This window comes from Aminobacter sp. J41 (assembly GCF_000526635.1).
In the GTDB taxonomy this organism is placed as follows: domain Bacteria; phylum Pseudomonadota; class Alphaproteobacteria; order Rhizobiales; family Rhizobiaceae; genus Aerobium.
The window spans coordinates 20,341-42,128 of the sequence record NZ_JAGL01000018.1; the positions used below are offsets into that span (position 1 = coordinate 20,341).

General features: G+C 61.2%; 20 protein-coding genes and 1 tRNA gene. 9 read left to right on the forward strand and 12 right to left on the reverse strand.

All coding sequences use genetic code 11. The features are described from left to right. Positions 1 to 3 precede the first annotated feature (3 nt). Complete coding sequence (gene wecC, locus L630_RS0113020) at positions 4 to 1,260, forward strand: UDP-N-acetyl-D-mannosamine dehydrogenase (protein ID WP_024848689.1); 1,257 nt, start codon at positions 4 to 6, stop codon at positions 1,258 to 1,260. Between the two features lie 62 nt (positions 1,261 to 1,322). Here the strand turns inward: wecC and L630_RS0113025 are convergent, their stop codons facing one another. From L630_RS0113025 to L630_RS0113040, 4 genes are all read right to left on the reverse strand, one after another. Continuing rightward, a complete protein-coding gene (locus tag L630_RS0113025; protein WP_144703931.1) occupies positions 1,323 to 2,213 on the reverse strand; it encodes an AAA family ATPase in 891 nt (296 codons plus the stop codon). A 35-nt stretch (positions 2,214 to 2,248) separates the two neighbouring features. Continuing rightward, a complete protein-coding gene (locus tag L630_RS0113030) occupies positions 2,249 to 3,055 on the reverse strand; it encodes a CpsD/CapB family tyrosine-protein kinase (protein WP_024848691.1) in 807 nt (268 codons plus the stop codon). 51 nt (positions 3,056 to 3,106) lie between these two features. Then, positions 3,107 to 4,648: a Wzz/FepE/Etk N-terminal domain-containing protein gene (locus tag L630_RS0113035; RefSeq protein WP_024848692.1), complete on the reverse strand. Its 1,542-nt coding sequence runs from the start codon at positions 4,646 to 4,648 to the stop codon at positions 3,107 to 3,109. A gap of 159 nt (positions 4,649 to 4,807) precedes the next feature. After that, entirely contained in the window at positions 4,808 to 6,430 is a 1,623-nt protein-coding gene (locus L630_RS0113040; RefSeq protein ID WP_084465997.1) for a GMC oxidoreductase, read from the reverse strand. Between the two features lie 119 nt (positions 6,431 to 6,549). On the opposite strand from L630_RS0113040, the gene L630_RS0113045 reads away from it, so the two are divergent. Together L630_RS0113045 and L630_RS0113050 are read left to right on the forward strand one after the other, a co-directional pair. After that, positions 6,550 to 7,458: a glycosyltransferase family A protein gene (locus L630_RS0113045; protein WP_024848694.1), complete on the forward strand. Its 909-nt coding sequence runs from the start codon at positions 6,550 to 6,552 to the stop codon at positions 7,456 to 7,458. Between the two features lie 447 nt (positions 7,459 to 7,905). Beyond that, entirely contained in the window at positions 7,906 to 8,589 is a 684-nt protein-coding gene (locus L630_RS0113050) for a sugar transferase (protein WP_024848695.1), read from the forward strand. An 8-nt stretch (positions 8,590 to 8,597) separates the two neighbouring features. Here L630_RS0113050 and L630_RS0113055 read toward each other — a convergent pair whose 3' ends face one another. Further along, the gene (locus tag L630_RS0113055; protein ID WP_245263735.1) at positions 8,598 to 9,404 is read right to left on the reverse strand and encodes a response regulator transcription factor; all 807 of its coding nucleotides are present in this window, start codon (positions 9,402 to 9,404) and stop codon (positions 8,598 to 8,600) included. 699 nt (positions 9,405 to 10,103) lie between these two features. On the opposite strand from L630_RS0113055, the gene L630_RS0113060 reads away from it, so the two are divergent. Next, entirely contained in the window at positions 10,104 to 10,829 is a 726-nt protein-coding gene (locus L630_RS0113060; protein WP_024848697.1) for a Crp/Fnr family transcriptional regulator, read from the forward strand. A gap of 39 nt (positions 10,830 to 10,868) precedes the next feature. On the opposite strand, the gene L630_RS0113065 is transcribed toward L630_RS0113060, so the two are convergent. Beyond that, positions 10,869 to 11,540 (reverse strand): response regulator transcription factor, encoded by a 672-nt coding sequence (locus tag L630_RS0113065; RefSeq protein WP_024848698.1) that lies wholly within the window; start codon positions 11,538 to 11,540, stop codon positions 10,869 to 10,871. A 476-nt stretch (positions 11,541 to 12,016) separates the two neighbouring features. Here L630_RS0113065 and L630_RS0113070 point away from each other — a divergent pair, with 476 nt between their 5' ends. Next, positions 12,017 to 13,195 carry a polysaccharide biosynthesis/export family protein gene (locus L630_RS0113070; RefSeq protein ID WP_051473255.1) on the forward strand — a complete coding sequence of 393 codons (1,179 nt, stop codon included), beginning with the start codon at positions 12,017 to 12,019 and terminating at the stop codon, positions 13,193 to 13,195. A 124-nt stretch (positions 13,196 to 13,319) separates the two neighbouring features. Here the strand turns inward: L630_RS0113070 and L630_RS0113075 are convergent. The 5 genes from L630_RS0113075 to folE form a co-directional block, all read right to left on the reverse strand. Next, positions 13,320 to 13,394 (reverse strand) — tRNA-Glu (locus L630_RS0113075). Positions 13,395 to 13,491: 97 nt separating this feature from the next. Beyond that, positions 13,492 to 14,766, reverse strand: coding sequence for a YcbK family protein (locus tag L630_RS0113080; RefSeq protein WP_024848700.1), 1,275 nt, complete (start codon positions 14,764 to 14,766; stop codon positions 13,492 to 13,494). 230 nt (positions 14,767 to 14,996) lie between these two features. Continuing rightward, the gene (locus L630_RS0113085) at positions 14,997 to 15,968 is read right to left on the reverse strand and encodes a patatin-like phospholipase family protein (protein ID WP_024848701.1); all 972 of its coding nucleotides are present in this window, start codon (positions 15,966 to 15,968) and stop codon (positions 14,997 to 14,999) included. Positions 15,969 to 16,048: 80 nt separating this feature from the next. Then, entirely contained in the window at positions 16,049 to 16,492 is a 444-nt protein-coding gene (gene hisI / locus L630_RS0113090; protein ID WP_024848702.1) for a phosphoribosyl-AMP cyclohydrolase, read from the reverse strand. A 17-nt stretch (positions 16,493 to 16,509) separates the two neighbouring features. Further along, positions 16,510 to 17,145 carry a GTP cyclohydrolase I FolE gene (folE, locus tag L630_RS0113095; protein ID WP_024848703.1) on the reverse strand — a complete coding sequence of 212 codons (636 nt, stop codon included), beginning with the start codon at positions 17,143 to 17,145 and terminating at the stop codon, positions 16,510 to 16,512. Between the two features lie 224 nt (positions 17,146 to 17,369). Between folE and L630_RS0113100 the strand changes: the two genes are divergently transcribed. Then, on the forward strand, positions 17,370 to 17,816 hold the full coding sequence (locus L630_RS0113100; RefSeq protein WP_024848704.1) for an iron-sulfur cluster assembly scaffold protein: 447 nt from the start codon (positions 17,370 to 17,372) through the stop codon (positions 17,814 to 17,816). Between the two features lie 17 nt (positions 17,817 to 17,833). Here L630_RS0113100 and L630_RS0113105 read toward each other — a convergent pair whose 3' ends face one another. After that, positions 17,834 to 18,871 carry an LLM class flavin-dependent oxidoreductase gene (locus tag L630_RS0113105; protein ID WP_024848705.1) on the reverse strand — a complete coding sequence of 346 codons (1,038 nt, stop codon included), beginning with the start codon at positions 18,869 to 18,871 and terminating at the stop codon, positions 17,834 to 17,836. A gap of 120 nt (positions 18,872 to 18,991) precedes the next feature. Here L630_RS0113105 and yidD point away from each other — a divergent pair, with 120 nt between their 5' ends. The 3 genes from yidD (at position 18,992) to thrS (ending at position 21,770) form a co-directional block, all read left to right on the forward strand. Further along, positions 18,992 to 19,351 carry a membrane protein insertion efficiency factor YidD gene (gene yidD, locus L630_RS0113110; protein WP_024848706.1) on the forward strand — a complete coding sequence of 120 codons (360 nt, stop codon included), beginning with the start codon at positions 18,992 to 18,994 and terminating at the stop codon, positions 19,349 to 19,351. Positions 19,352 to 19,444: 93 nt separating this feature from the next. Beyond that, positions 19,445 to 19,624 carry a YegP family protein gene (locus L630_RS0113115; protein ID WP_024848707.1) on the forward strand — a complete coding sequence of 60 codons (180 nt, stop codon included), beginning with the start codon at positions 19,445 to 19,447 and terminating at the stop codon, positions 19,622 to 19,624. A 163-nt stretch (positions 19,625 to 19,787) separates the two neighbouring features. Then, positions 19,788 to 21,770 carry a threonine--tRNA ligase gene (thrS, locus tag L630_RS0113120; RefSeq protein WP_034330299.1) on the forward strand — a complete coding sequence of 661 codons (1,983 nt, stop codon included), beginning with the start codon at positions 19,788 to 19,790 and terminating at the stop codon, positions 21,768 to 21,770. The last annotated feature ends 18 nt before the right edge of the window (positions 21,771 to 21,788 follow it).

Consider the following 21,788-nt stretch of genomic DNA (forward strand, 5'->3'; position numbering starts at 1 on the left):
TTCATGGACGACAAATTCACGGGCAAGGTCGCCATCGTCGGCCTGGGGTATATTGGGCTGCCCACCGCGGTGGCGCTAGCAACACGGGGCATCGATGTGGTCGGGGTGGACGTCAATCCCGCCATCGTCGAGGCGGTGTCACGGGGGGAGGTGCCCTTCGTGGAACCTGACCTTGCGGTTGCCGTCAGCGGCGCGGTGGCGATGGGGAGGCTCGTCGCAACGCGTGAGATGCCCGAGGCGGATGCCTACATCATCGCGGTGCCCACCCCTTTCACCGAGGATCGCAAGGCGGATCTCGCCTATGTCGAGGCGGCCGCGCGCAGCATTGCGCCGAAGCTGAGGCGTGGCGCGATCGTGGTGCTGGAATCGACCTCGCCGCCTGGAACGACCGAAAAAGTAAAGGGCTGGATCGGCGAAGAGCGGCCAGACCTCAAACTGCCGCATGACACCGAGCCGCAGCCCGACATCCACCTGGCGCACTGCCCGGAGCGCGTGTTGCCCGGCCGCATCATGATCGAGATGATCACCAACGACCGCATCGTTGGTGGGATAACGCCGCGTTGCGCGCAGAAGGCAGCCTCGATCTATCGCGTATTCGCGCAGGGCGAGATCCTGCTGACGGACGCCGCCAGTGCCGAGATGGCCAAGCTGGTCGAAAACGCCTATCGCGACGTCAATATCGCCTTCGCCAACGAGATTTCGCTGATCTGCGAGTATCTGCACGTCGATGTGTGGGAGGTCATCCGCCTCGCAAACCGGCACCCGCGCGTGAATATCCTCAATCCCGGTCCAGGTGTCGGCGGGCACTGCATACCGGTTGATCCGTGGTTCATCGTGGCGGCCGCGCCGCAGCTATCGCCGCTGCTGCGGACAGCCCGGGAAGTCAATGATCGCCGGCCCCACCATGTGGCGGAGCAGGTGATCGCCAAGGCACAGCGGTTCCGAGCCCCCTCGATTGCTTGCCTTGGCCTTACCTTCAAGGCGAACGTCGACGACATCCGCGAGAGCCCCGCGGTGGAGGTGGTGAACCTGATCGCCAAAGGACTGCCGGATGTCGAGATCGCCGCCTGCGACCCTTATGTCGCCGAACTGCCGCCGCTCCTTTCGGATTGCGAGAACCTGAAGCTCAAGGACGCGGTGCAGGCGGTTGAAGAGGCTGACATCGTGGTTCTGCTGGTCGAACACGAGCCGTTCCGGGCGATGCGTCATACCCGCCTGGGCGGCAAGGTCGTCTACGACACACGCGGCATCTGGCGCTAAGTCAGGCAAAAATTGTTACGGCGCGGAACGTGTTCCGCGCCGTTTTCTTTTCCGGCTGGTGATTACCTGGCTGCGGGCTGGGGCACGAGCGAGCGGATGCCACGCTCGTCGATCACCTGCTGAACCAGATCCGCCGCCACGACCGTGCGGCCCTCGGCGAAGGCATAGACCAGCGCGTAGTCGCAAATCTGGTTGATGACCCGCGGCAGGCCTGCGCTGGCGGCCGCGACCAGATCGCAAGCGCCTGGGGTAAATATCCAAGACTTGGCGCCGGCAGTCACAAGCCGGTGATTAATGTAGGGCCGCACCGCCGACAACGGCATGCCGGACAGGTGGTGCTTGGCGGAGACGCGTTGGGCGAACTGCAGCAGGCGCGGCCGCGCCAGAATTTCGTTCAGCTCCGGCTGGCCCACCAGCAGAAGCTGGAGCAACTCCATGTTTCCGCCGTTGAGGTTGGAAAAGCACCTGAGCTCCTCGAGCTTCTTTGCCGAGAGGTTCTGGGCCTCGTCGAAGACGAGCAGGGTGCGGTTTCCGGCCATCGCCTGGCGGTGCAGGTATTCCTCAAAGCGCGAGAGGCGCTTCACGTAGGACATCGACTTCTCGGCCTCATTGTCACCAAGTGCACGCAGGATCCACTGCAGCAGCTGGCCGCGATTACCGTGCACGTCCGAGATCAGGCCGACCTGCAGCGAACTGGGCGCGGACGAAAGCAGGTGGCGCACCAGCGTTGTCTTGCCAGCACCGATCTCCCCGGTAATGACGATGATCGGCGCGAAGCTCGCCAGTCCGTATTCCAGCATCGCATAGGCGCGGGCATGCTCTTCTGACCAGTACAGGTAGGCGGGGTCCGGCTGCAGGCTGAACGGCCGCTCCCTCAGGCCGAAGTGTTCCAGATAAAGGCAAACGGCCGAGCCGGACCTGGCGGTGGCCACTTCACTGCGTTCGGTACTCACCGGCGCGAAACTCTCCCGAAAACGAGCGTCCACGGTCAGCCTCCATAGCCATAGGCCTGCGCTTCAACGGCGTGACGACATTTGTTCAGGATAACCCCGAGCAGCTTTGACCTCGAGGACAACTCGTATTCGCACGCCGCGACCTGTTCGGGCGTGTTCTTCTCCGCCTCGACCACCAGGATCGCGCAGTCGACGTTCGGCAGGAATGCCATCACGTCGTCGGCGGCAAGCATCGGCGGCAAGTCGTAGAGAATGACGTCAGGCGAAAGCTTTTCCCTGACTTCCGTGACGCACCTGACAGCCTCCGGACTTTGCAGCAACTCGGCGGCGAACTCGACCGGCCGGCCGTTGGTCGCTACCGCGAGGTTGTCCTTCAGCTTCTTGAAGGATTGCTCGAAGCTCCTGGTGCCGCGGATGAATTCCTCGATCGGTGAAGACGCGGGGATGCCGAGGCTGGTCCCAATCGTTGGGCACCTCAGGTCGAAGTCGAGCAGCGCGATGCGGCAATCCGGCCGGTTGGACAGGCTAAAGGCGAGGTTGAGCGCGAGCGAAGATTTTCCGCCGCCCGCCGTCGGCGAGGTGATCGCGATCGAGGTCCAGTTGTTTTCGCGCAACCGCTGCAGCACGCGGGTCCGCAGCATGTCATAAGCAACGCCCACCTGATGGTTCTTGTCCAGGGTGACTATCCGGCTACCCTCCAGATGCGCCGGGCTCAGCCTCGCTACTGGGAGGGCGTCCCAAACCGTCTCCTGGAGCGGCTTGGTCGGAGCTGGCGGTTCGCTGGTGCGGGGAGATCCGAAAGATGCCCCCGCCTTCTGCATCGCCGTTCGAATGTGCTCCATTGGCACGATCCGAGTTTCTTCTTGTTGCATGATGGTGTGCCTTTTCCGGAATTACATCAGACTGTTGCGGTCGATGCTTTCGATCAGGTTCTCGAAGGCGATCGCGAGCGGCGGACGGTAGTGGTAGAGGGCTGCCCCCGCGATGGCGACCGCGCATACCAACGTTGCCAGGCTGATGGAGAGCTTGCGTTTCCGAGCTTCCTTCTCTCCCGGGTTCCAGATGTAGGGAATAGTGCCAAGCAGCGGCTCCTCGACCAGCGGGACGAGGTCTGCTGGCCTTCGCACGGTCCGATTCATTAGTTCGAGGCCGGCTATCGCGCCGAAACCGAGGAAGATGCCCATTGCCACGCCGATGCCGGCGATCTTGCGCCTGTTGGGGCTCAAGCGGCTTTCGGGCGGAATGGCGGGCTCAACAAGCGTGAACCGTCCGGCCTTGGCGCGGAGTTCGATCTGTTCGCCGGTTGACGCTTCAGCCAGCTTGGCAACCGCCTTGTTGTACTGTTCCTGGATGTTGTCCCGGTGGCGTTCGAGAGCGTTCAGGCTCGTCTCGTTCTGTGGTGTGACCTCGATGGTTTTTGCCAGTACATCAAGGTTCTCCTTGATGGCGGCCTTCTCGCGTTCGATGAAGGACAGGCGCTCATCGATGTCGGAGAGCTGGAGATCGAGCTCGGAAACGCCGCCCGCCGCTTGCTTGGTGTCTTGGCTGGCCTGCACCTCCCTTTGGAGCGAATCGATCCGGCCACGGAGTGCGACGATCTTCGGGCTGCCTTCGGAGAAGATTGCCAGTTGCTCTGCCAGAGACCGCTTCAGGTCACGCAGCATTTCCTGTTCGAGCGAGAGCGGCCCGGTGCCTGCGACCTGACCGGTCGTCTCGAAGACGCGCACAAGGTTGGTCCGTCGCACCCTCAGTGACGATTCTTCGCGCTCGAGGAGAAGCAACCGTTCCTGCTGGTTGCTCAACTGGGCGCGGCGGAAGTCGAGGCTGTCGGGGAGGGCGTGGATATTGGCATTGCGAAATTCCAGCACCGCCTCTTCCTGACGGGCGAGCTCATCGGCCAGACGAGCCACCTCCTTTTCGAAGAACTCCAGCGTGTCGCCTGCTTTGCTGGCGCGCATGCCCGCGTTCTTCGCAAGGATGATCGAAACCAGTTCGTTGACGACCTGTGCCGATAGCTTTGGATCGCGAGCCTGGAAGGATACGCTGAAGATGGTCGCACCCTCGCGTTCCGTCGGAACCAGCTGGAGGATGGTGCGTTTGCGCAGATTTTCGACGATTTCCCCTTCTGTCAGCTTCTCGGCTGCATCGCCGAAAATATCCAGCCGGCGCGCCAGCTCCAGGAGGTTCTCCCGCGTCGTGATCTCTTCCTGGATGATCTGCAGTTGCTCAAGCGGCGGAATATGAACGGTCGGCTTTGCCATCTCCGCGGGGATCTGCGGCGGTTCCACCAGGATCTTGGCGCTGGCGCCATAGACCGTCGGCATCAGGTAAGCCACCGTGATCCCAAGGCCTGCGACAACGAGAGCGATGCTGAAGATGTAAGGCAGTCTTCCGATCAGGATCGAAAGGTAGAAGCGGATGTCGCTATCGGTCATTTTGTTGCCTGTCGTCCGTTGCGGCAATAATGCCAGCTTGATCCATCTTCATGCGAGCGCAGCCGGGGACGATAGATCGCCGATAGGGGACTACAGCTCGGAAGGTTAGCCTCGGGCTACTCTCTTTGGCGGTAGTGGTACCCCTCGACGCCATCTCGCTCATGAGGCGTTGATGGCGTAGGGACGCATCTGTCGCGACGGTTCGCGCAGGTACGAGTCCGCCAGCCAGAGCGCGAGTTTCATGATCGTCAAAGTCGGGTTGGCGCTGCCAGCGCTCGGGAAGACCGAGGCGCTCGCAACAGCGACATTTGGCACCTCGTGGCAGTGCAGATCCGGCCCGACTACGGAAGTCGAGGGGTCTAATCCCATCCGCGTAGTACCAGAGGGATGCGCGCATGCTTCAGCGATGCTCGTGATGTGGGCTGGGTCCTCCTTCACAGGGCTGACCCATTTCAGGGGACAGATCTGGTTGAAGCCGGCCTGCTCCCAGTAGGCAGAGATTGCGCTGATGGTGGAACGGAACGTCCTCTCGTCAGTCTGGGTAGGGTTCCAGTCACAATGAACCATCGGGACGCCAAGCGCATCGAGCCTGTCGGACAGGACGAGGCGGTTGTTCCAGTCTGGCAGTTGCTCCACGCACACCATCAGGCGAAGGACGATGTCCGCGGGTACGAACAACTGCTTCCGGACCAGGCGCCAGGCGGCGGCCCGTGCAATCAGCCCGACGTTGCCCGAGAGGCGCACGGTTGCCTTGAGGTCCACCTCACCGCGCTGGATCGAGTGCGCGATCTGCTTGACGTGCGAGAGCGGGCTGTCATCGAGGTCCATGGCGATATATGCAAAGGCACTGCCGACTTCGTCGCGTACCTGCACGCCGTGGCCGAGTTCCAGATGAAGATCCCGCCGGGTACCATTGACAAAGCGGTATCCAAAAAGACGGTTCGTTGATTGCGGATCGCTGCGATCGATCGTGGCGACATGCGCCTTCAGATGATCCTGGAAGTATCGGCCGAGCACCTTGCATCTGGAGAAAGCGCGGTAGCCGGAACGCTGCTGGAGGAGCAAAAGAAGCCGTGTGGTTTCGATAGTGCCCGCGGCGAGGATAAAGCGGTCCGCCCTGACCAGGAGCTCGCGGCCTGTGAAGTTGCGGGCGCGCACCGCCGCGAGACGACCCGATTGCGCATCCAGCTCGAAGTCGCAGACCGTCGCATCGAGCCAGATGTCGATGTTGGGCGAGCGTCTCAGCTCATCCTTGAGCAGGGTAGCGATGTTGCAGTTCTTGAAGCGCGGGCACTTTGCCCAGCGCGGAACGAGCGACATCCAATCGACGGGAAATTCCGGAGCAATAGGGCCGGTATCATCTTCCAGCTCGTCATGTGATCCCGAGGCGACCTTGAAAAGAGCTTCGATCTCTTCCTCGTAGGTGTCTAGCTCCATTGCCGGGAGATCCCACGCGCCATCAGGAACATGCGGGCGACGTGACGTATCATGCGGGCTTATCCGTATCATCCGGCCGCCCCAGAGACTGGAGGTCCCCCCCAGGCCACGCCGACGTCCCGTGGTCGCACGGGTGTAGCGGCTGGACGGGTCGTCCAGCTCGTTCAGCCGGTCGACATCCTCCGAGTTGCCGTCATTGCCGCTTTCAAGGACGATGACCTTGCGCCCGGCTTCGGAAAGTTTGCGGGCAATCAGAAGCCCGGCGAGTCCACCTCCAATAATACAAAATGGCGCTAAGGCATAATTCTGTACACTTTCACTAGTATTCAAGCTGTGTATAGACATGTGATCCCTCAAAAACCCCGGTGGAAAATTTTTGAATTGACATGAGTATGATTTGTACTCAGCCTGTGTTTGAGTTTAACTCCGGTTTTGTTGGTAGGAATTCGATGCCTATAGTACCAATGATTAGTGTGATCATCCCCCATCTGAATGAGCCGGATGAACTCAGGCGCTGCCTCGCGTCGCTCGTCGCGCAGCGAACCACCGATATTCCCTGTGAGATTATCGTCGTCGACAACGGCTCGGCTCAGCCGCCGACCGGTGTGTGTGCGGATTTCGATGGGGTGAAGCTCGAGGTCGAGCTGGTGCCGGGGCCGGGGCCCGCACGCAACCGTGGCGCGGCCGTAGCCCAAGGTGAAATCCTCGCCTTCATCGACTGCGACTGCATCGCCGGGTCGCGCTGGATCGAGTACATCGTCAGCTTTTTCGCGCGCAATCCGGACGTCGACTTCGTCGGCGGCGACATCCGGATCCAGCCGGCGCAGCCAGAACGGCTGACCGCGATCGAGGCGTACGAAAGCGTCTTCAGCTACCGCAATGACCGCTATGTCACCGAGTACGCCTTCTCCGCCACTGGCAACATGGCGGTGCGCGCGAAGGTTTTTGCGGCTGTCGGGCCGTTCGGCGGCATCGGCACGATGGAAGATACCGACTGGGGGATGAAGGCGAGCGCAGAGGGCTATCGCATCGCGTACCTCGATGAAGCGAAGGTGTATACGCCTCCCTGTGCCTCCCTCGGCGAACTTCTGGTGCGCTGGGACCGGCACGTTGCCCATGAATTCAGGAAGCTGGGTCCTCATGTTGCCGATAACCTGATGTGGGCCCTTAAAAGCGTGGCGGTTGCCCTTTCGCCACTCGCCGAGACGATCACCGTCTTCAGGACGCGTCGCATTCGAAGCTTTCGAGCCCGAGTGCTGGCCTTTGCCGTGCTGGTTTGCGTGCGGCTTCACCGCGCCCGGCGGATGATCGGCTTCTTGCTGTCAGACAATAGCTCGTCCACGGTCGGAAAGTGGAATAGGGAAAACACCTGAACCAGCCTCATCCGGTTGGCTAAGGTGGTACAACCTATGCATCCCACGGCAACGAGCCGGGCAGACCTTCTAATGCTACTTCTACGTATGGGTGTCGCGATCTAGGCCGGCAGGAGCCGTCACGGTCCATCCTTTCATCGCCTGGCAGCAGGCGGACATCCCCAGCATGGTCGATTTTGGCCAAGTTTTGCGTCATGCGACGGTCTGTAGACCAAGCAGAGTCTCGCATCTGTGCTGGAGTCGGGCGCCGTAATGTCAAATTAAATCCAGGTCGTAGCTCTTAATAGCTAACGGACGATTGATTGAGCACTCCACCCTTCATGGCTAACTTTTCCTGAACAACAGGAGATCGCACAGCGAGCATTTTTACTGCTCAACGGCGCAGGACTCACGTTCTGCGGACGGGGATCTCTTGCCTCGAATTTCCATGGGAGGTGGGGATTTATCATGTCTGACTATCGTCACGAACTGGCGCCAGGCCCGTCCCTCGACATCATCACGATAGCGGACGCCGAGAGGACAAGGAGGAGGCTCTATTTCTTCAGCAAGCGCTGCCTGGACATTGCCGCGACTGTACTCGCGGCTCCGGTCGTAGTGCCGGTCATCGGCGTTGCAGCCTTGCTGGTCAGGCTGGAGGGAGGGAAGGCATTTTACAGCCAGATGCGGGTTGGGAAGGACGGTCAGGTCTTCCGCATGTGGAAACTGCGGACAATGCGTCCTAACGCAGCCGAGATGCTCGAGGCGTATTTGCAGGAGTGTCCTGAGGCGCGCCCGGAATGGGAGCTGCATCAGAAGCTGCGGCACGACCCCCGGGTTACACGAGTCGGCAGGTTCCTGAGGAAGTACTCTCTGGATGAGCTGCCCCAGCTTTGGAACGTATTCGTGGGGCAGATGACGCTGGTAGGGCCGCGGCCGTTCATGCCCGAGCAGCGAAACCAGTATCCGGGTTCCGCCTATTACGAGATGAAGCCTGGGCTGACGGGGCTGTGGCAGATCAGCGAGCGGAACAACTGCACCTTCGCGGAGCGGGCAATGCACGATACCCGCTACGCGAAGGTGATGTCATTCGGTACCGATCTCAAGATCCTGTTCAAGACGGTATCCGTTGTCGTCAACGGAACCGGTCATTGAAGGGCAGATCAGTTGCCAAGAGAACGAGAGGCCTGGCTTCCCGATGAAAGCGAATAGTTCGGGAACATGTCATTGATCTTGTATGCGACTTCAGTCCGGTTCGTTGCCTTGAGCTTGCGCATGATATTGCGGATGTGAACTTTTACAGTGCTTTCGCGCAGGTTCAATTCGTAGGCGATGATCTTGTTCGCCTTGCCGCGCCGAAGGGCTTCCACCACCTCGGCCTGACGTGAGGTGAACATGCTGGCATAGGGATGGTTCTCGATGTTCGTTTCCACCAGCTTGCGCATTGCAAGAACACTGCTCGCGGGAACGAACACTCCTCCCGCCATCGAAAGGCCAATTGCTTCGATGCAGACATCGATGCCGACTGAGGTCGGAATGAAACCGCGGGCGCCGAGTTCAAGTGCTTGCATGATCTGCGGCAGCTCGTCGGTGTCGGCTAGGATGATCAGCGGAATCTTGCCGAGTTCCGTAACCAGCTTCTTGATTTCATCTGCAACCGCAGGTTCGTTGATCCGCCTTCCGCCGACATTGAACAGCACCGCGGATAGTGAAGAGATTGGTTGTTTCGTTGCTTTAAATGATTCAACCGATCCGAATGGAAGTACTGTCATCCCAATTCCGTGGGATACCAGACTTTGCGCAAAGCATTCTCGGTCCAGTGCCCTGCTATCGACGATCAGCAGTTTGCGTTCGATATTCTCCTCGCCCGAAACGCCGCCCTTCTTGGCAGGTATATCGTCGGGGAGCTGCGGGGCAGTAACTACATCAAATGCGTTACGAGTGCCGTTAGTGACGATACCCATGTTCATTAGCCTGATCCTCTTTCACAGCGGGTCTAGGCATGCCGATGCATGACTGGAAAGATTTCCGCCCGCCTATTTATAGTTTGGACTTTGCCCCCACTAAGCATTCCCCGCCGCAGTCGAAATAATCGACAACCGAATACAACCATAGCGGTTTTGAATGATCTGAAAATTGATCGAAATTAACCCCGCCTTAAATGTTGTCGTCTTGTCTAATGTGTGGCCAAACTGCCTCACATTGGCGTTCGGCCAGAATAGCGGGGGGGTGAATGCCGCGTGCCGGCGTCTCAGGCGGGGCCTGGACACATCTCGTTGAAAAATAGGCGTTATGAGAAGCAGCTTGGTCGCAGGAGGTGCCTGACCAGGCTGACGGTGCAGTTTCGCGCCGTCGCGGGTGTGAGCGGTGCCCCCGTTAGACTGGCCAATCGGCCACAACGTCGGAATGCACGCCATGAAGGTGAGGGTGCGGTCAGGCGAACGTATGCATGTGAAGCCACCGGCATCCCCCAAAAGTAGTAGTCGGTAGTCCGAGTTAGTCAGACCTAGGATGTAGAGCAGGTCCATCACACCAAGTTTAGCTGACACGCGGATCGGAAGTGGCTGTTTTACATTATAGATCCAGATCAATAACCTTGCGTTAGACTGGCGATATACCCGCCAATCATAGCGAAGGCAGGCAGGCTGGGAATGCGCAGAAAACACCAGATGGACCACGATGAAGACGCCCTCGCAATTAAGCTGCAGGCGTTTCAGCCGCTCGGCGAGGACGAGAAGGCGAGGCTAGAGGACCTTCAACGGCATCGGATGCAATTTGCTGCCGGAAGCGAGGTTGTCTATCAGGGCCAGACCAACCGTGGCGCGTACATTCTTCGCAAGGGCTGGGCGTGCTCATACAAACGCCTGCGCGATGGCAGCCGGCAAATTATCGACATCCACCTTCCCGGAGACTTCCTCGGTGTGCGCAGCCTGCTTCTGCGTACCTCTGACCAAAGTTTCATCACCCTGACCGATGTCGAGGTGTCGAAGGTGACCGTCGAAGCCATGTGGGACGTGTTTCGGGCTGCGCCGAAGCTCGCGGTCTCGCTCCTGTGGGCTGCATCCCGCGACGAGGCGATGGTGGTAGAACATCTGGTGAGCGTCGGGCGGAGAGGGGCACTTGAGCGTACGGCGCACTTCCTGTTGGAGCTCGGGGCGCGGCTGCACCTGATCGGCTGCGGCACTGGTGACAACTATCCGTGCCCGATTTCCCAGGCGGTGCTCGCCGATGCGCTCGGCATGACGACCATCCATCTCAACCGCGTGCTGCGCCAGTTGCGGGAGATCAAGTTGGTGGTATTTCGGGAGGGGACAGTGACGTTCCCGGACGTCCACCGGGCGGCAGAGTTTACCGGGTTCGACCTCCGCTACCTAGACCACGGGACCCGTCCCTGAAGCGTCTGGTTTCGCGAAAAGATCAACTGCTGCAGTGTCTCACCGCTCCTGGTTCGTCGCGGCTTCCCTGTACATTGCTGCCGCTTGTGTGCGGTTGTGTACACCCAGCTTGGCAATGATGTTGTGAAGATGGATCTTCACAGTGTGCTCGGAAAGCGAGAACGCGGACGCGATCGACTTGTTCTGCATGCCAAGGGCCACCATTCCCAGTACCTCGATCTCGCGCGGCGTCAGCCCCGCCAGTTGAAGCGCTGTCGGCTTCGCCGGCGCCTGGACGGTGGCGGGTTCCAAAGACGCGGCTGGGTGCCTCGGCACCTCTGGCTCGCGCTTGATCATCGGCGGATAGTACTCTCCGCCGCTTAGCATGAGGCGGATCACCGACAGCCAGACGTCGAGCCGCATGTTCATCGGCAGAACGCTGCGAGCCACCCGCGACCTTTCAACAAGCGTCAGGACCTTCTCACGGTCTCTGCTCTCCTGCTCGATAAGTCCGACCACGGGAAGCGGTTGATCGCGGCCGCGTGTTGCCGCCAAGGCTTCGAGAGAGGCAAGGAGGTCCGGATCCAGCAGGATCAGCGCCAGCGGGAAGCGGTATCTTGCGTCCGCAGCCGCGACTTCCGTCCGCTGCTCGACGGTGATCCATGGAAATTCCCGTTCGATCGCATGGACCATGCTCGGCGGAAACAGCCCCTGTGATGCGAGAACCAGCATAGTTCGCCGGGGATGTCCCGTATCTGGGCAGATGACACTCATGTCGTAATTCTGCTCGTCCCTGGATTTGAAATCCACGAAATCAGCTCCTGCATCGTGTGCCTGAAAGGTCGCACATCAGCCTCCCGCCGACGAACCAAGGCTTTGGTTGCGGAACAATAGCTTGGCGCCTGCAACCTTGCGACGCTGCAATAGGTTGAGGCGCGGCCTCATCTTGCCATCAACGGACGAGAAGGGATGCCACCCGTTGAAACTTTGGGTGGCACCCGATGCGCCGGAGCCATCCTTAAGGATTAGGGGCGCCGACGAGGTGCCACCTTACCCGCGCAGGTGCCTTCGATCAGACTTGCTGTCAACGTGATGCAAGAAGGGCCGGCAGCGGGCACATGACTTCCTTCCTACAGTTTATAAGTGAGAGTCGACGGTTCCTCTTCACCGCGGCTTCATTTGCCGTGTTGAGCACGACCACATCCGGCATGGCCGCCGAGGACGTGCTCGTTCCCCAGACGAAGTTGCGGATCACAGTTGTGCAGTGGATGCCGATGAAGGGTGTCTATGAGCAATGGAGCGCACTTGGCGGCGATTTCGTGGTTTCAGACGACGGAACCATATCGGTGCCCGTCGTCGGCGCGATTCCCGTGGAAGGGCGCGACAGCAAGCAGCTGGCTGACGAGATTTCCAACCGCCTGCAGCAGGCAATGGGCACGGTAGACATCCCGAACACGACGGTGGAAATCATGGAGTACCCGCCGATCTACGTGGTGGGTGATGTGAATACTCCCGGCTCCCACGGCTATCGCCCGGGCATGAGCGTGCTCAAGGCGATCGCGATGTCCGGCGGCCAGAGCAGGTCGCAGGTGCAGCCTTCGGATGAGATCAAGCTGGTCGGCGACCTGCGCTCGATCGAGAGCGATATCCTGCGCGCCAGGGCGCGAATCGCGCGGCTCGAGGCGGAGATGGACGGGGCTACCGAGATCCGTTTCCCGCAGATGCCCTTGGATCCGCAAGACCAGGCCCTCGCCGAGGAGGTCCAGGCCCATGAGCGGATGATCATGCAGACCCGCGCCAATGAACTCGAGCGGCAGACGAAGTCGCTCAATGAGTTGCGGGAGCTTCTGCATGCGGAGATTGGCGTACTCGAGCAGAAGATCGTGGCGTCCGATCAGGCCATCGCCGCCGCGGAACGGGAACTCAAGGGCGTTACGACGCTCGTCGAGAAGGGAATCGCGATTGCGTCGCGCCAGTCCGATCTCGAACGGGCGCTAACCTCACATCGTGCCGACCGCCTCGATCAGGTGACAGCTATCATGCGTGCCCGGCAGGGCGTCGCGGAAGCGACACGGAGCCTTGATGGCCTGCATGATCGCCGCAAGACGCAGATCGCCTCTGAACTGCAGCAGCAACGCGCATCGCTGGAGCAGATGCTGCTGAAGCGCGAAACGTCGCAAAAGCTGCTGCTCGAGCTGTTGGCGAAGAAGGGGCCGGCGCTCGACGAGCCGCAGGTGTCGATGACGATTGTGCGGTTGGAAAACGGTCAGTCGGTCGAATTCGAAGCGGAGGAATCGACACCTTTAATGCCCGGCGACGTCGTGAAGGTGAAGCTGAACAAGCCGAAGCTCGACTCGGCATCACTGACGCATTCGGTGAGTCAGTGATGCTGGGAGACGCAGACAGAAAGGCTATGCGGAGCGTGATGTTGCCGCCAGATCGTCATCCGATGCGAAATGCACACGGAAGCTCGGTCAGTGATGCAGAACCAAATTTTTAAGGGAGGGAAACTGGTACGCCCAAGGGGAATCGAACCCCTGTTTGCGCCGTGAAAGGGCGCCGTCCTAACCGCTAGACGATGGGCGCGGGCCAGTTACGAGAGGGCTTATATGGGGCATCCTCGCGGAGTGCAACCCCCTCTTTCACGGGAAGGAGAACTTTTTCACACCCTTCCCGCGAAAAATTATTTGCGGCGCCGGCAGCGCCAGTTCCAGTCGCGTTCCGGGCCTACGTCAATGTGCACGGCGTCGGTGTGGCAGTAGGTGCCAACGCCGCCGCGGCCGGGCATTGAGCGAGCAAAAGCAGCAAGTTGCGCCTTGCTGACGCCTTCGACCTTCACGTCAGCTGCGGCGCAGTACATGTGCAGCGAGTTCCTCGCGCCACGGGCCTTCGCGTTGCGTGCCGGGTTGCGGTAGCCGGAGGTGACGACGACCTTGCGGCCGAAGTGATTCTCGATCGCCTTCAACGTGCGCACCAGCGAAGGTTTCAGGCAGGCGACGTCGACGTGGTCGGTCTGGCGCAGCAGGCCGTTGGGTGCGAGTCGCGCGAGGCCGGCTGCCGAGGCTACCTGCACCGGAGCTTCCTCATCCTCATAAACGTCGATGTCGTCGCTTTCGTCTGCGCCGGAGCGGCGGGAAATTTCGAAGAGAGAATTGGTTCGAACGCCGGGGAGGGCATTTTCGCCAGCCCCACTCGCCTTCGCAGGCTTGCTATTGCCGTTCGAGGCGAGCTGAATCATCGGGCGGGGCTTTGGTTCAGGAGCCGCGGCTGGCGCCTTGGGCGCCTCGGAAGGTGCAGGTGCTGCTGCTTGCGGAATGAGCGGCTGCGGCGCCGACTGCTGTTGCTGGTTGCCGAAGAGCGAGGCGAACAGGCCACGTTTCTTCGGTGGTTCGGTAGGAGCGATGAAGGCGGTTGCCGTTGCGGGCGCCTCTGCCTCCGGGCGCGCCGCGGGTACTGATTCGGCCGCAGGTGCCGGCGCTGCAGCGGCTGCAGGCGAGGGCGCCGGAACGGGAACAGTCTGCGTCTGCGATTCGGCTGCAGTTGGTGGTGCCTGTTGCGGCGCGAGCGCCGCCGTCACGATCTGCTGCTGAACCTGCTGCTGCGCAGCGAGAGCCTCTGCCTGCTGCTGCAGCGTCGTTTCCTGCAGCTGGGAAACCGGACCGCCAGCGGAAAGGACCGGACGGAGGCCCGGAGCTGCTGCAACGGTGTCGGGAAGGTTCGGGTCGCCTTCTTCCTGGACAAAGGCGGAGACTGGTGCCGGAGCGTCGGCGGAAGGGAGTTCAGGTGCGCTCAGCGCGACAGTTTGTTCGGCTGCGGCCAGGGAGGAAGCTGCAGTGGGCGAAAAGCCCATGAACTCGTCAGAACCGCTCGTCGTGCAGGATGCAAGGAGGATCGACGCCAGCGTCGAGAGAATAACGCGCCTGCCGGCGCGTGCGTAGCGCGAGTCCTCTACTTTCAAACCGAACCCCTTCCAGGAACTGCGCGTGCCGCGACACGCCTACGTCTAACAGCCCAGATCCGCAGGTTTGCCCGTCCCAGAAACACAGAGGTAACGAATCGTAAGCTGTTACGCAACATCACGGCTAAAATCGAATTAAGGCGGGAAAATGGTCAGAAAAGGGCGGGAGCAGCCCGGCACAAGCGACGCGTGTGGTGACGCTCGGAGAGGAACCGAATACCCGTTTGGTTTCAGGTGATTACAGTTTGGAGGCGTTCAAGCTCGGCAAGCTGACTCTTGGTCGTCTCGTAACCGATCCGGATTGCCTCGTCAGCGCGGTAGAACTCGGTAAGGCCGATGTGGCCGAGCTTGGGCAGCAGAGATAGGTCCGGCGGGTCGCCTGCCATGCGGGCGCGCGAGATGCGGTCCTGAATGATGTTGAAGGCCTCGACCATGACACCGGTGATGCCGAGACGCACGTCGCGCTCGCTCGGGCCGCGATCCAAAACGAGCTCCGCGCCATCCTCGGGGTTCTTATCATCGGCGCTGTGCTTGATGACCGCGGCGCGACCGAAAAGGTCGTAGTGAAGGTTCACAGCCACGACGCGGGTCTGTTCGTAGGCACGGCAGACCGACACCGGCACCGGATTGACCAGCGCGCCATCGACCAGCACCCGGCGATTGCAGGTCACCGGCTCGAACACGCCCGGCAGTGCATAGGATGCCCGGATCGCGGTGATGATCGAGCCGCCCGACAGCCAAACCTCGTGGCCAGTACGGATTTCCGTCGCAACACAGACGAACGGCTTCGGCAGGTCGGCGAAGGTGATCCCTTCGAGATGCTGCTGCATCTTCTGCGTCAGCTTCATGCCGCCCAGCAGGCCGTTGCCGCCGAGGCGCAGGTCGAGCAGGCCAAAGATGCGGCGCTTGGTGAGCGAGCGGGCAAATTCCTCGAGTTCATCCAGCTTGCCGGCGAGGTAGCAGCCGCCGACGAGGGCGCCGATCGAAGTACCGGCGATCATGCTGATCTCGATGCCGGCCTCGTCGAGGGCGCGCAGGACGCCGATATGTGCCCAGCCGCGCGCCGCGCCGCCGCCAAGCGCCAGTGCGATCGGGGATTTTTTGCGGGGAGTTGGAGACGGCTCTTCCGGTGCGGCGGGCGGCTGATCCTCGCCGTTCGTCGGGTCCTGTTTGCTGCTCCGCAGTGCAGCCCAGTCAAGCATCGTCATGGCTCCCTCCTCCTGCGCGCAATATAGGTCGCAGGTTGTATCGAAATGATGAATAGGAGGGGAAGGCGACGCGGCTAGTTGCCGTAGACACCTTCTGGATCAAACTTGGCCGGCTGACCGTCGTCTGAAAGTATTGCCGTCCCATCTTCTGCCACCACGATCCTGTAGAAACAGGAACGCCGCCCAGTGTGACAGGTTGCGTCGTGACCGGCGACTTCTACTTTCAGCCATACCGCATCCTGGTCGCAATCGGTACGCATCTCGACCACATGCTGGAGGTTGCCGGAGGTCTCCCCCTTCTTCCAGAGGCTTTTGCGGGAGCGCGACCAATAGTGCGCGATCCCGGTCTCGAGCGTTTTTGCCAGCGCTTCCGCGTTCATGTGCGCGACCATCAGCAGCGTCCCGTCGGCCGCGTCGGTAACGACGGCGGTCACGAGCCCGTCACGGTCGAAGCGCGGCGAGAAGAGCTTGCCTTCCTCAAGAACGGACTTGTCGCTCGAAGGCGCGGTGAATTCCATGATCTGTCCCGGGAAGATTAGCGGCCGGTGCCGGCGCGCAGCATCATCATGAAGCGCGCCTGCTCCTGGGGATCGTCCTGGAACGCGCCGGTGAATGTTGTGGTCAGCGTGGTTGAGCCCTGCTTGCGGATGCCGCGCATGGCCATGCACATGTGCTCGGCCTCGATCATGATGGCAACGCCACGTGGGTTGAGGACGTCCTGGATCACGCCAGCGATCTGTGCGGTCATCGCTTCCTGCGTCTGCAGGCGATGCGCGAAGATGTCGACTACGCGGGCGATCTTGGAGAGACCCACCACCTTGCCGTCGGGCAGGTAACCGACATGGGCGCGGCCGATGATCGGCACCATGTGGTGCTCGCAGTGCGAGTGGAACTGGATGTCACGAACCAGGACGAGGTCGTTGTAGCCCTCGACTTCCTCGAAGGTGCGGCCGAGCTCTTCGGCCGGGTCCTGAGTATAGCCGGAGAACATCTCGCGATATGCCTTGGCCACACGCTTCGGCGTGTCGATCAGGCCCTCGCGATCAGGGTTGTCGCCGGTCCAGCGAAGGAGCGTGCGCACGGCGGCTTCGACTTCGGCCTGGGTCGGTGCCGGCTCAGAATGCTTCGGGTTTTCCGCACGCGGCGGGAAGTTCTTGACGATCGCGTCCATGAAAGGTGTCTCCCGTAGTCCCTTTCGAGGAAGGGACGAGTTAAACGGACCACAGCCATTCACGGGGAACATCCACATCCCGGGAAGCGGCGTGCATTCCTACCTCAAGCGACAGGCTTGCTTGTCGCTCGCGGCGTCCGGCCATTATATATGCAGGTAGAATACGATTTGGAAGACCGGTATGGAGTAAACAATCCGTCTTCCTGGCCACAAGGGCGAAAGCCATGATCGACGAAGTCTATAACGCGAAAATCCTTGGCTTTGCAGGGAATATCGGCCGCATTGGCCGCCTCCAAGCTCCGGATGCGACAGCCACGGCGCACTCAAAACTGTGTGGCTCCACTGTAACCGTGGACATCCGGATGGAGGGGGAGGTCATTGTCGACTTCGCCCATGAAGTAAAGGCCTGCGCGCTTGGCCAGGCGTCGTCCTCAATCATGGCGCAGAACGTTGTCGGCGCGACGGCGGATGAACTTCGCGCGGTGCGCGAGGCGATGCTGAAGATGCTGAAGGAGAACGGCGCGCCGCCGGAGGGCCGCTTCGCGGACCTCAAATATCTGGAGCCGGTTCGCGACTACAAGGCGCGTCATGCCTCCACGATGCTTACCTTCGACGCTGTTGTCGATGCGATCGGCCAGGTCGAGAAGAAGCGGGCAGGCGAGGCGGCCTGAGCCGCCTCTTCATCCCGTCATCCCTGAGCGAGGATGTCCTTCACCATCGGCATGACTTTCGTGCCGTAGAGTTCGATGCTCTTCATGAGCGTCGGATGCGGCATCGGGCCAGACGCATATTTCATGTCGAAGCGATGGATGCCGAGCGTCTTGATCGTGCTCGCGATCTTCTTCGCGACCGTCTCCGGCGAGCCGACATAGAGCGAGCCCATATCGGCCTCCATCTTCATCCGGTCCTTCGTGATCCGGCCCCAGCCGCGCTCGCCGCCGATACGGTTGTGCAGCATCTCGTAGCCGGGCCAGAGTTCTTCCAGCGCCTGTTCGTCAGTTTCGGCCACGTGGCCGGGCGAATGAACGCCGAGCGGCTGTACCTCGCCGCCGAGCTGCTCGACCGCGCGATGGTAGAGGTCGATGAAAGGCAGGAAACGCTTCGGGTCACCGCCGATGATCGCAAGCATCATCGGCAGGCCGTAGTTCACGGCACGGACCACGGATTCCGGGCTGCCACCGACGCCGACCCAGGTCTTGAGCGAACCGTTCTCGATCGGCGGGTAGACCATCTGGTCGCGCAGAGGCGGGCGCACCGTCCCTTGCCACGTCACTGGACCGCCCTTCAACAGGCCTGCGAAGAGGTCGAGCTTTTCGGAAAACAGCGTCTCATAGTCGTTGAGATTGTAGCCGAAGAGCGGGAACGACTCGGTGAAAGAGCCGCGGCCGAGGATGACCTCGGCACGGCCGTTCGAAATGGCATTGAGCGTCGAGAACCGCTGGAAGACGCGGACCGGCTCGTCGGAGGATAGCACGGTAACGGCCGAACCCAGGCGGATCCGACTGGTTCGCGCAGCGATCGCGGAGAGAACCACCTCCGGCGAGGAGATCGCGAAATCGTCGCGATGATGCTCGCCGAGGCCGATGAAGTCGATGCCAACCTGATCAGCGAGCACGCCCTGTTCGACAACGTCGCGCAGCACCTGAGCATGGTGCTTCAGCTTGCCGTTTTCGTCGACGGTGACGTCGCCGAACGTATCGAGGCCGAGTTCAACACTGTCGGTCATGATAAGATCCTTTGGCCGCGCCCGAACGGCGTGGCTTTCCGTTGCGTTGGTTCACAATTAAAGGTTTCACGGCGCCGTTCAAATGCGTGACGCTGAACGGATTGTTCTCTTGAGGTGTACTTGAAGCAGGATGCGAAAAAGCCCGCACGGCGCGGCCGGAACTGGGACGGTCCCTGGCGCAGGACGCCGGGACGGCTCATCGGCACCGCGTTCGTGCGCCTGTACCAGCTGACGCTGTCGGGCTTCATCGGCAATTCCTGTCGGCATTTCCCAACCTGCTCGGAATATGCCTATGAGGCGATCGCACGGCACGGCCTGTGGGCTGGCGGCTTCATGGGGTTGTTCAGGGTGATGCGCTGCGGACCCGGCGGAACGCACGGGATTGATCTTGTTCCTGAAACGCTCGACAGCCGCTTCGTCTGGTACCTGCCGTGGCGTTACTGGGCGATTTCCTCGGGAAAAACCCCCGTCGCATCGTGAATGCTGACTGTCAGTGGTTGATGAAGCTTGACGTGTCGGGGGTGAACGAAGCAACCTGACGGCCTCTCGCACTCGCGCAATTTGGAGGGGTCCATGCACAAGTTCGAAATCTACAAGGACAAGGCCGGCGAATATCGAGTTCGCTTCAAGTACAACAGCGAGATCATGTTCTCGACCGAAGGCTACAAGTCGAAGGCGAGCGCTCAGAACGCGATCGAGTCGATCAAGAAGAATGGTCCGGACGCTCCTGTCGAAGACATCAGCGTCGCCTAACCGGCCTAATCAGCAAGTTCAGGGCCCGCGCCGCAAGGCGCGGGCCCTTTACCTATCCGGTCAGGGCGGTTATGTGTGCCGCCGCGTGGCAGCCGGCTTTGCGCGCCACGATAAATCTTGAGGCCACCCGCGTTCGTAGGCGGGACTGGATAGGAGAATTTCGATGGCTTCCGTTTCCCTTACATTTCCCGATGGTTCCGTCCGCGAATACGACGCGGCGATGACCGGCGCCGAGCTGGCCGAATCCATCTCCAAGTCCCTGGCGAAAAAGGCCGTGGCCTACGCCGTCGACGGCACGCTGCGTGACCTGTCCGACCCGCTCGGCAACTCGGGCAAGGTCGAAATCGTGACGCGCGACGATCCGCGCGCGCTCGAACTGATCCGCCATGACGCGGCGCACGTGCTCGCCGAGGCGGTCCAGGAGCTGTGGCCGGGCACCCAGGTCACCATCGGCCCGGTGATCGAGAACGGCTTCTATTACGACTTCGCACGCAACGAGCCGTTCACGCCGGACGACTTCGCCGCCATCGAGAAGAAGATGCGGGAGATCATCCAGCGCAACAAGCCGTTCACCAAGGAAGTCTGGTCGCGCGACGAGGCCAAGAAGGTGTTCGCCGAGAAGGGCGAGGCCTACAAGGTCGAACTCGTCGACGCGATCCCGGAAGACCAGGACATCAAGATCTACCGCCAGGGCGACTGGTTCGACCTGTGCCGCGGCCCGCACATGGCCTCGACCGGCCAGATCGGCAACGCTTTCAAGCTGATGAAGGTCGCGGGCGCCTACTGGCGCGGTGACTCCAACAATCCGATGCTGACCCGCATCTACGGCACGGCTTGGGCGACGCAGGAGCAGCTCGACCAGTACCTGCACATGCTTGAAGAGGCTGAGAAGCGCGACCATCGCCGCCTGGGCCGTGAGATGGACCTGTTCCACTTCCAGGAGGAGGGGCCGGGCGTCGTGTTCTGGCACGCGAAGGGCTGGAAGATGTTCCAGACGCTGGTCGCCTACATGCGACGCCGCCTTGCCGCCGACTATCAGGAGGTCAACGCACCGCAGGTGCTCGACCACGGCTTGTGGGAGACCTCGGGTCACTGGGGCTGGTACAAGGAGAACATGTTCGCCGTGCAGTCGGCGGGTGAGGAAGCCGAGGACAAGCGCATCTTCGCTCTCAAGCCGATGAACTGCCCGGGCCACGTCCAGATCTTCAAGCACGGTCTTAAGTCGTATCGCGAACTGCCGATCCGCCTTGCTGAATTCGGGACTGTTCACCGCTACGAGCCCTCGGGCGCGCTGCACGGCCTGATGCGCGTGCGCGGCTTCACGCAGGACGATGCGCACATCTTCTGTACGGAAGAGCAGCTCGCCGAGGAGTGCCTCAAGATCAACGAGTTGATCCTGTCGGTCTACCAGGACTTCGGCTTTGAGGAGATCGTCGTCAAGCTGTCGACGCGTCCCGAGAAGCGCGTCGGCTCTGATGAGAACTGGGATCACGCCGAGGAGATCATGACCCGCGTCCTCAAGCAGATCGAGGAGCAGTCGGGCGGCCGCATCAAGACCGGCATCCTGCCCGGCGAGGGGGCGTTCTACGGTCCGAAGTTCGAGTACACGCTGAAGGACGCCATCGGCCGTGAGTGGCAGTGCGGCACGACTCAGGTCGACTTCAATCTGCCGGAGCGCTTCGGCGCGTTCTACATCGGTGCCGACTCTGAGAAAAAGCAGCCGGTGATGGTTCACCGCGCGATCTGCGGCTCGATGGAGCGCTTCCTTGGCATCCTGATCGAGAACTTCTCGGGTCACTTCCCGCTTTGGCTGGCGCCGGTGCAGGTGGTTGTCGCGACGATCACCTCGGACGCCGACGAGTACGCTTCGCGCGTCGTCGCCAAGCTGCGTGCCGCCGGCCTTGCCGCCGAAGCGGACCTTCGTAACGAGAAGATCAACTACAAGGTCCGCGAGCACTCGCTGGCCAAGGTGCCGGTCATTCTCGTTTGCGGCCGCCGTGAGGCGGAAGAGGGCACGGTGAACATCCGCCGCCTCGGCTCGCGTGACCAGGAGTCGAGCACGCTCGAAGCCACGATCGCGATGCTGGTGGACGAGGCAACGCCTCCGGACATCAAGCGCGCCCGGGCTGCTGCAGCGGCAATCTGATCAGGAAATGAAGACCGG

What these genes read in the sequence shown, in the direction of transcription:
- L630_RS0113065 (WP_024848698.1), bottom strand. Translation starts at nt 11,540, where the DNA reads ATGCTGGTTCTCGCATCACAGGGGCTGTTTCCGCCGAGCATGGTCCAT.
- L630_RS0113030 (WP_024848691.1), bottom strand. Translation starts at nt 3,055, where the DNA reads ATGGAGCACATTCGAACGGCGATGCAGAAGGCGGGGGCATCTTTCGGA.
- L630_RS0113100 (WP_024848704.1), top strand. Translation starts at nt 17,370, where the DNA reads ATGATCGACGAAGTCTATAACGCGAAAATCCTTGGCTTTGCAGGGAAT.
- L630_RS0113040 (WP_084465997.1), bottom strand. Translation starts at nt 6,430, where the DNA reads ATGTCTATACACAGCTTGAATACTAGTGAAAGTGTACAGAATTATGCC.
- L630_RS0113035 (WP_024848692.1), bottom strand. Translation starts at nt 4,648, where the DNA reads ATGACCGATAGCGACATCCGCTTCTACCTTTCGATCCTGATCGGAAGA.
- L630_RS0113105 (WP_024848705.1), bottom strand. Translation starts at nt 18,871, where the DNA reads ATGACCGACAGTGTTGAACTCGGCCTCGATACGTTCGGCGACGTCACC.
- folE (WP_024848703.1), bottom strand. Translation starts at nt 17,145, where the DNA reads ATGGACGCGATCGTCAAGAACTTCCCGCCGCGTGCGGAAAACCCGAAG.
- L630_RS0113045 (WP_024848694.1), top strand. Translation starts at nt 6,550, where the DNA reads ATGATTAGTGTGATCATCCCCCATCTGAATGAGCCGGATGAACTCAGG.
- hisI (WP_024848702.1), bottom strand. Translation starts at nt 16,492, where the DNA reads ATGGAATTCACCGCGCCTTCGAGCGACAAGTCCGTTCTTGAGGAAGGC.
- L630_RS0113115 (WP_024848707.1), top strand. Translation starts at nt 19,445, where the DNA reads ATGCACAAGTTCGAAATCTACAAGGACAAGGCCGGCGAATATCGAGTT.
- L630_RS0113070 (WP_051473255.1), top strand. Translation starts at nt 12,017, where the DNA reads ATGGCCGCCGAGGACGTGCTCGTTCCCCAGACGAAGTTGCGGATCACA.
- wecC (WP_024848689.1), top strand. Translation starts at nt 4, where the DNA reads ATGGACGACAAATTCACGGGCAAGGTCGCCATCGTCGGCCTGGGGTAT.
- L630_RS0113060 (WP_024848697.1), top strand. Translation starts at nt 10,104, where the DNA reads ATGGACCACGATGAAGACGCCCTCGCAATTAAGCTGCAGGCGTTTCAG.
- L630_RS0113055 (WP_245263735.1), bottom strand. Translation starts at nt 9,404, where the DNA reads ATGAACATGGGTATCGTCACTAACGGCACTCGTAACGCATTTGATGTA.
- L630_RS0113050 (WP_024848695.1), top strand. Translation starts at nt 7,906, where the DNA reads ATGTCTGACTATCGTCACGAACTGGCGCCAGGCCCGTCCCTCGACATC.
- thrS (WP_034330299.1), top strand. Translation starts at nt 19,788, where the DNA reads ATGGCTTCCGTTTCCCTTACATTTCCCGATGGTTCCGTCCGCGAATAC.
- L630_RS0113085 (WP_024848701.1), bottom strand. Translation starts at nt 15,968, where the DNA reads ATGCTTGACTGGGCTGCACTGCGGAGCAGCAAACAGGACCCGACGAAC.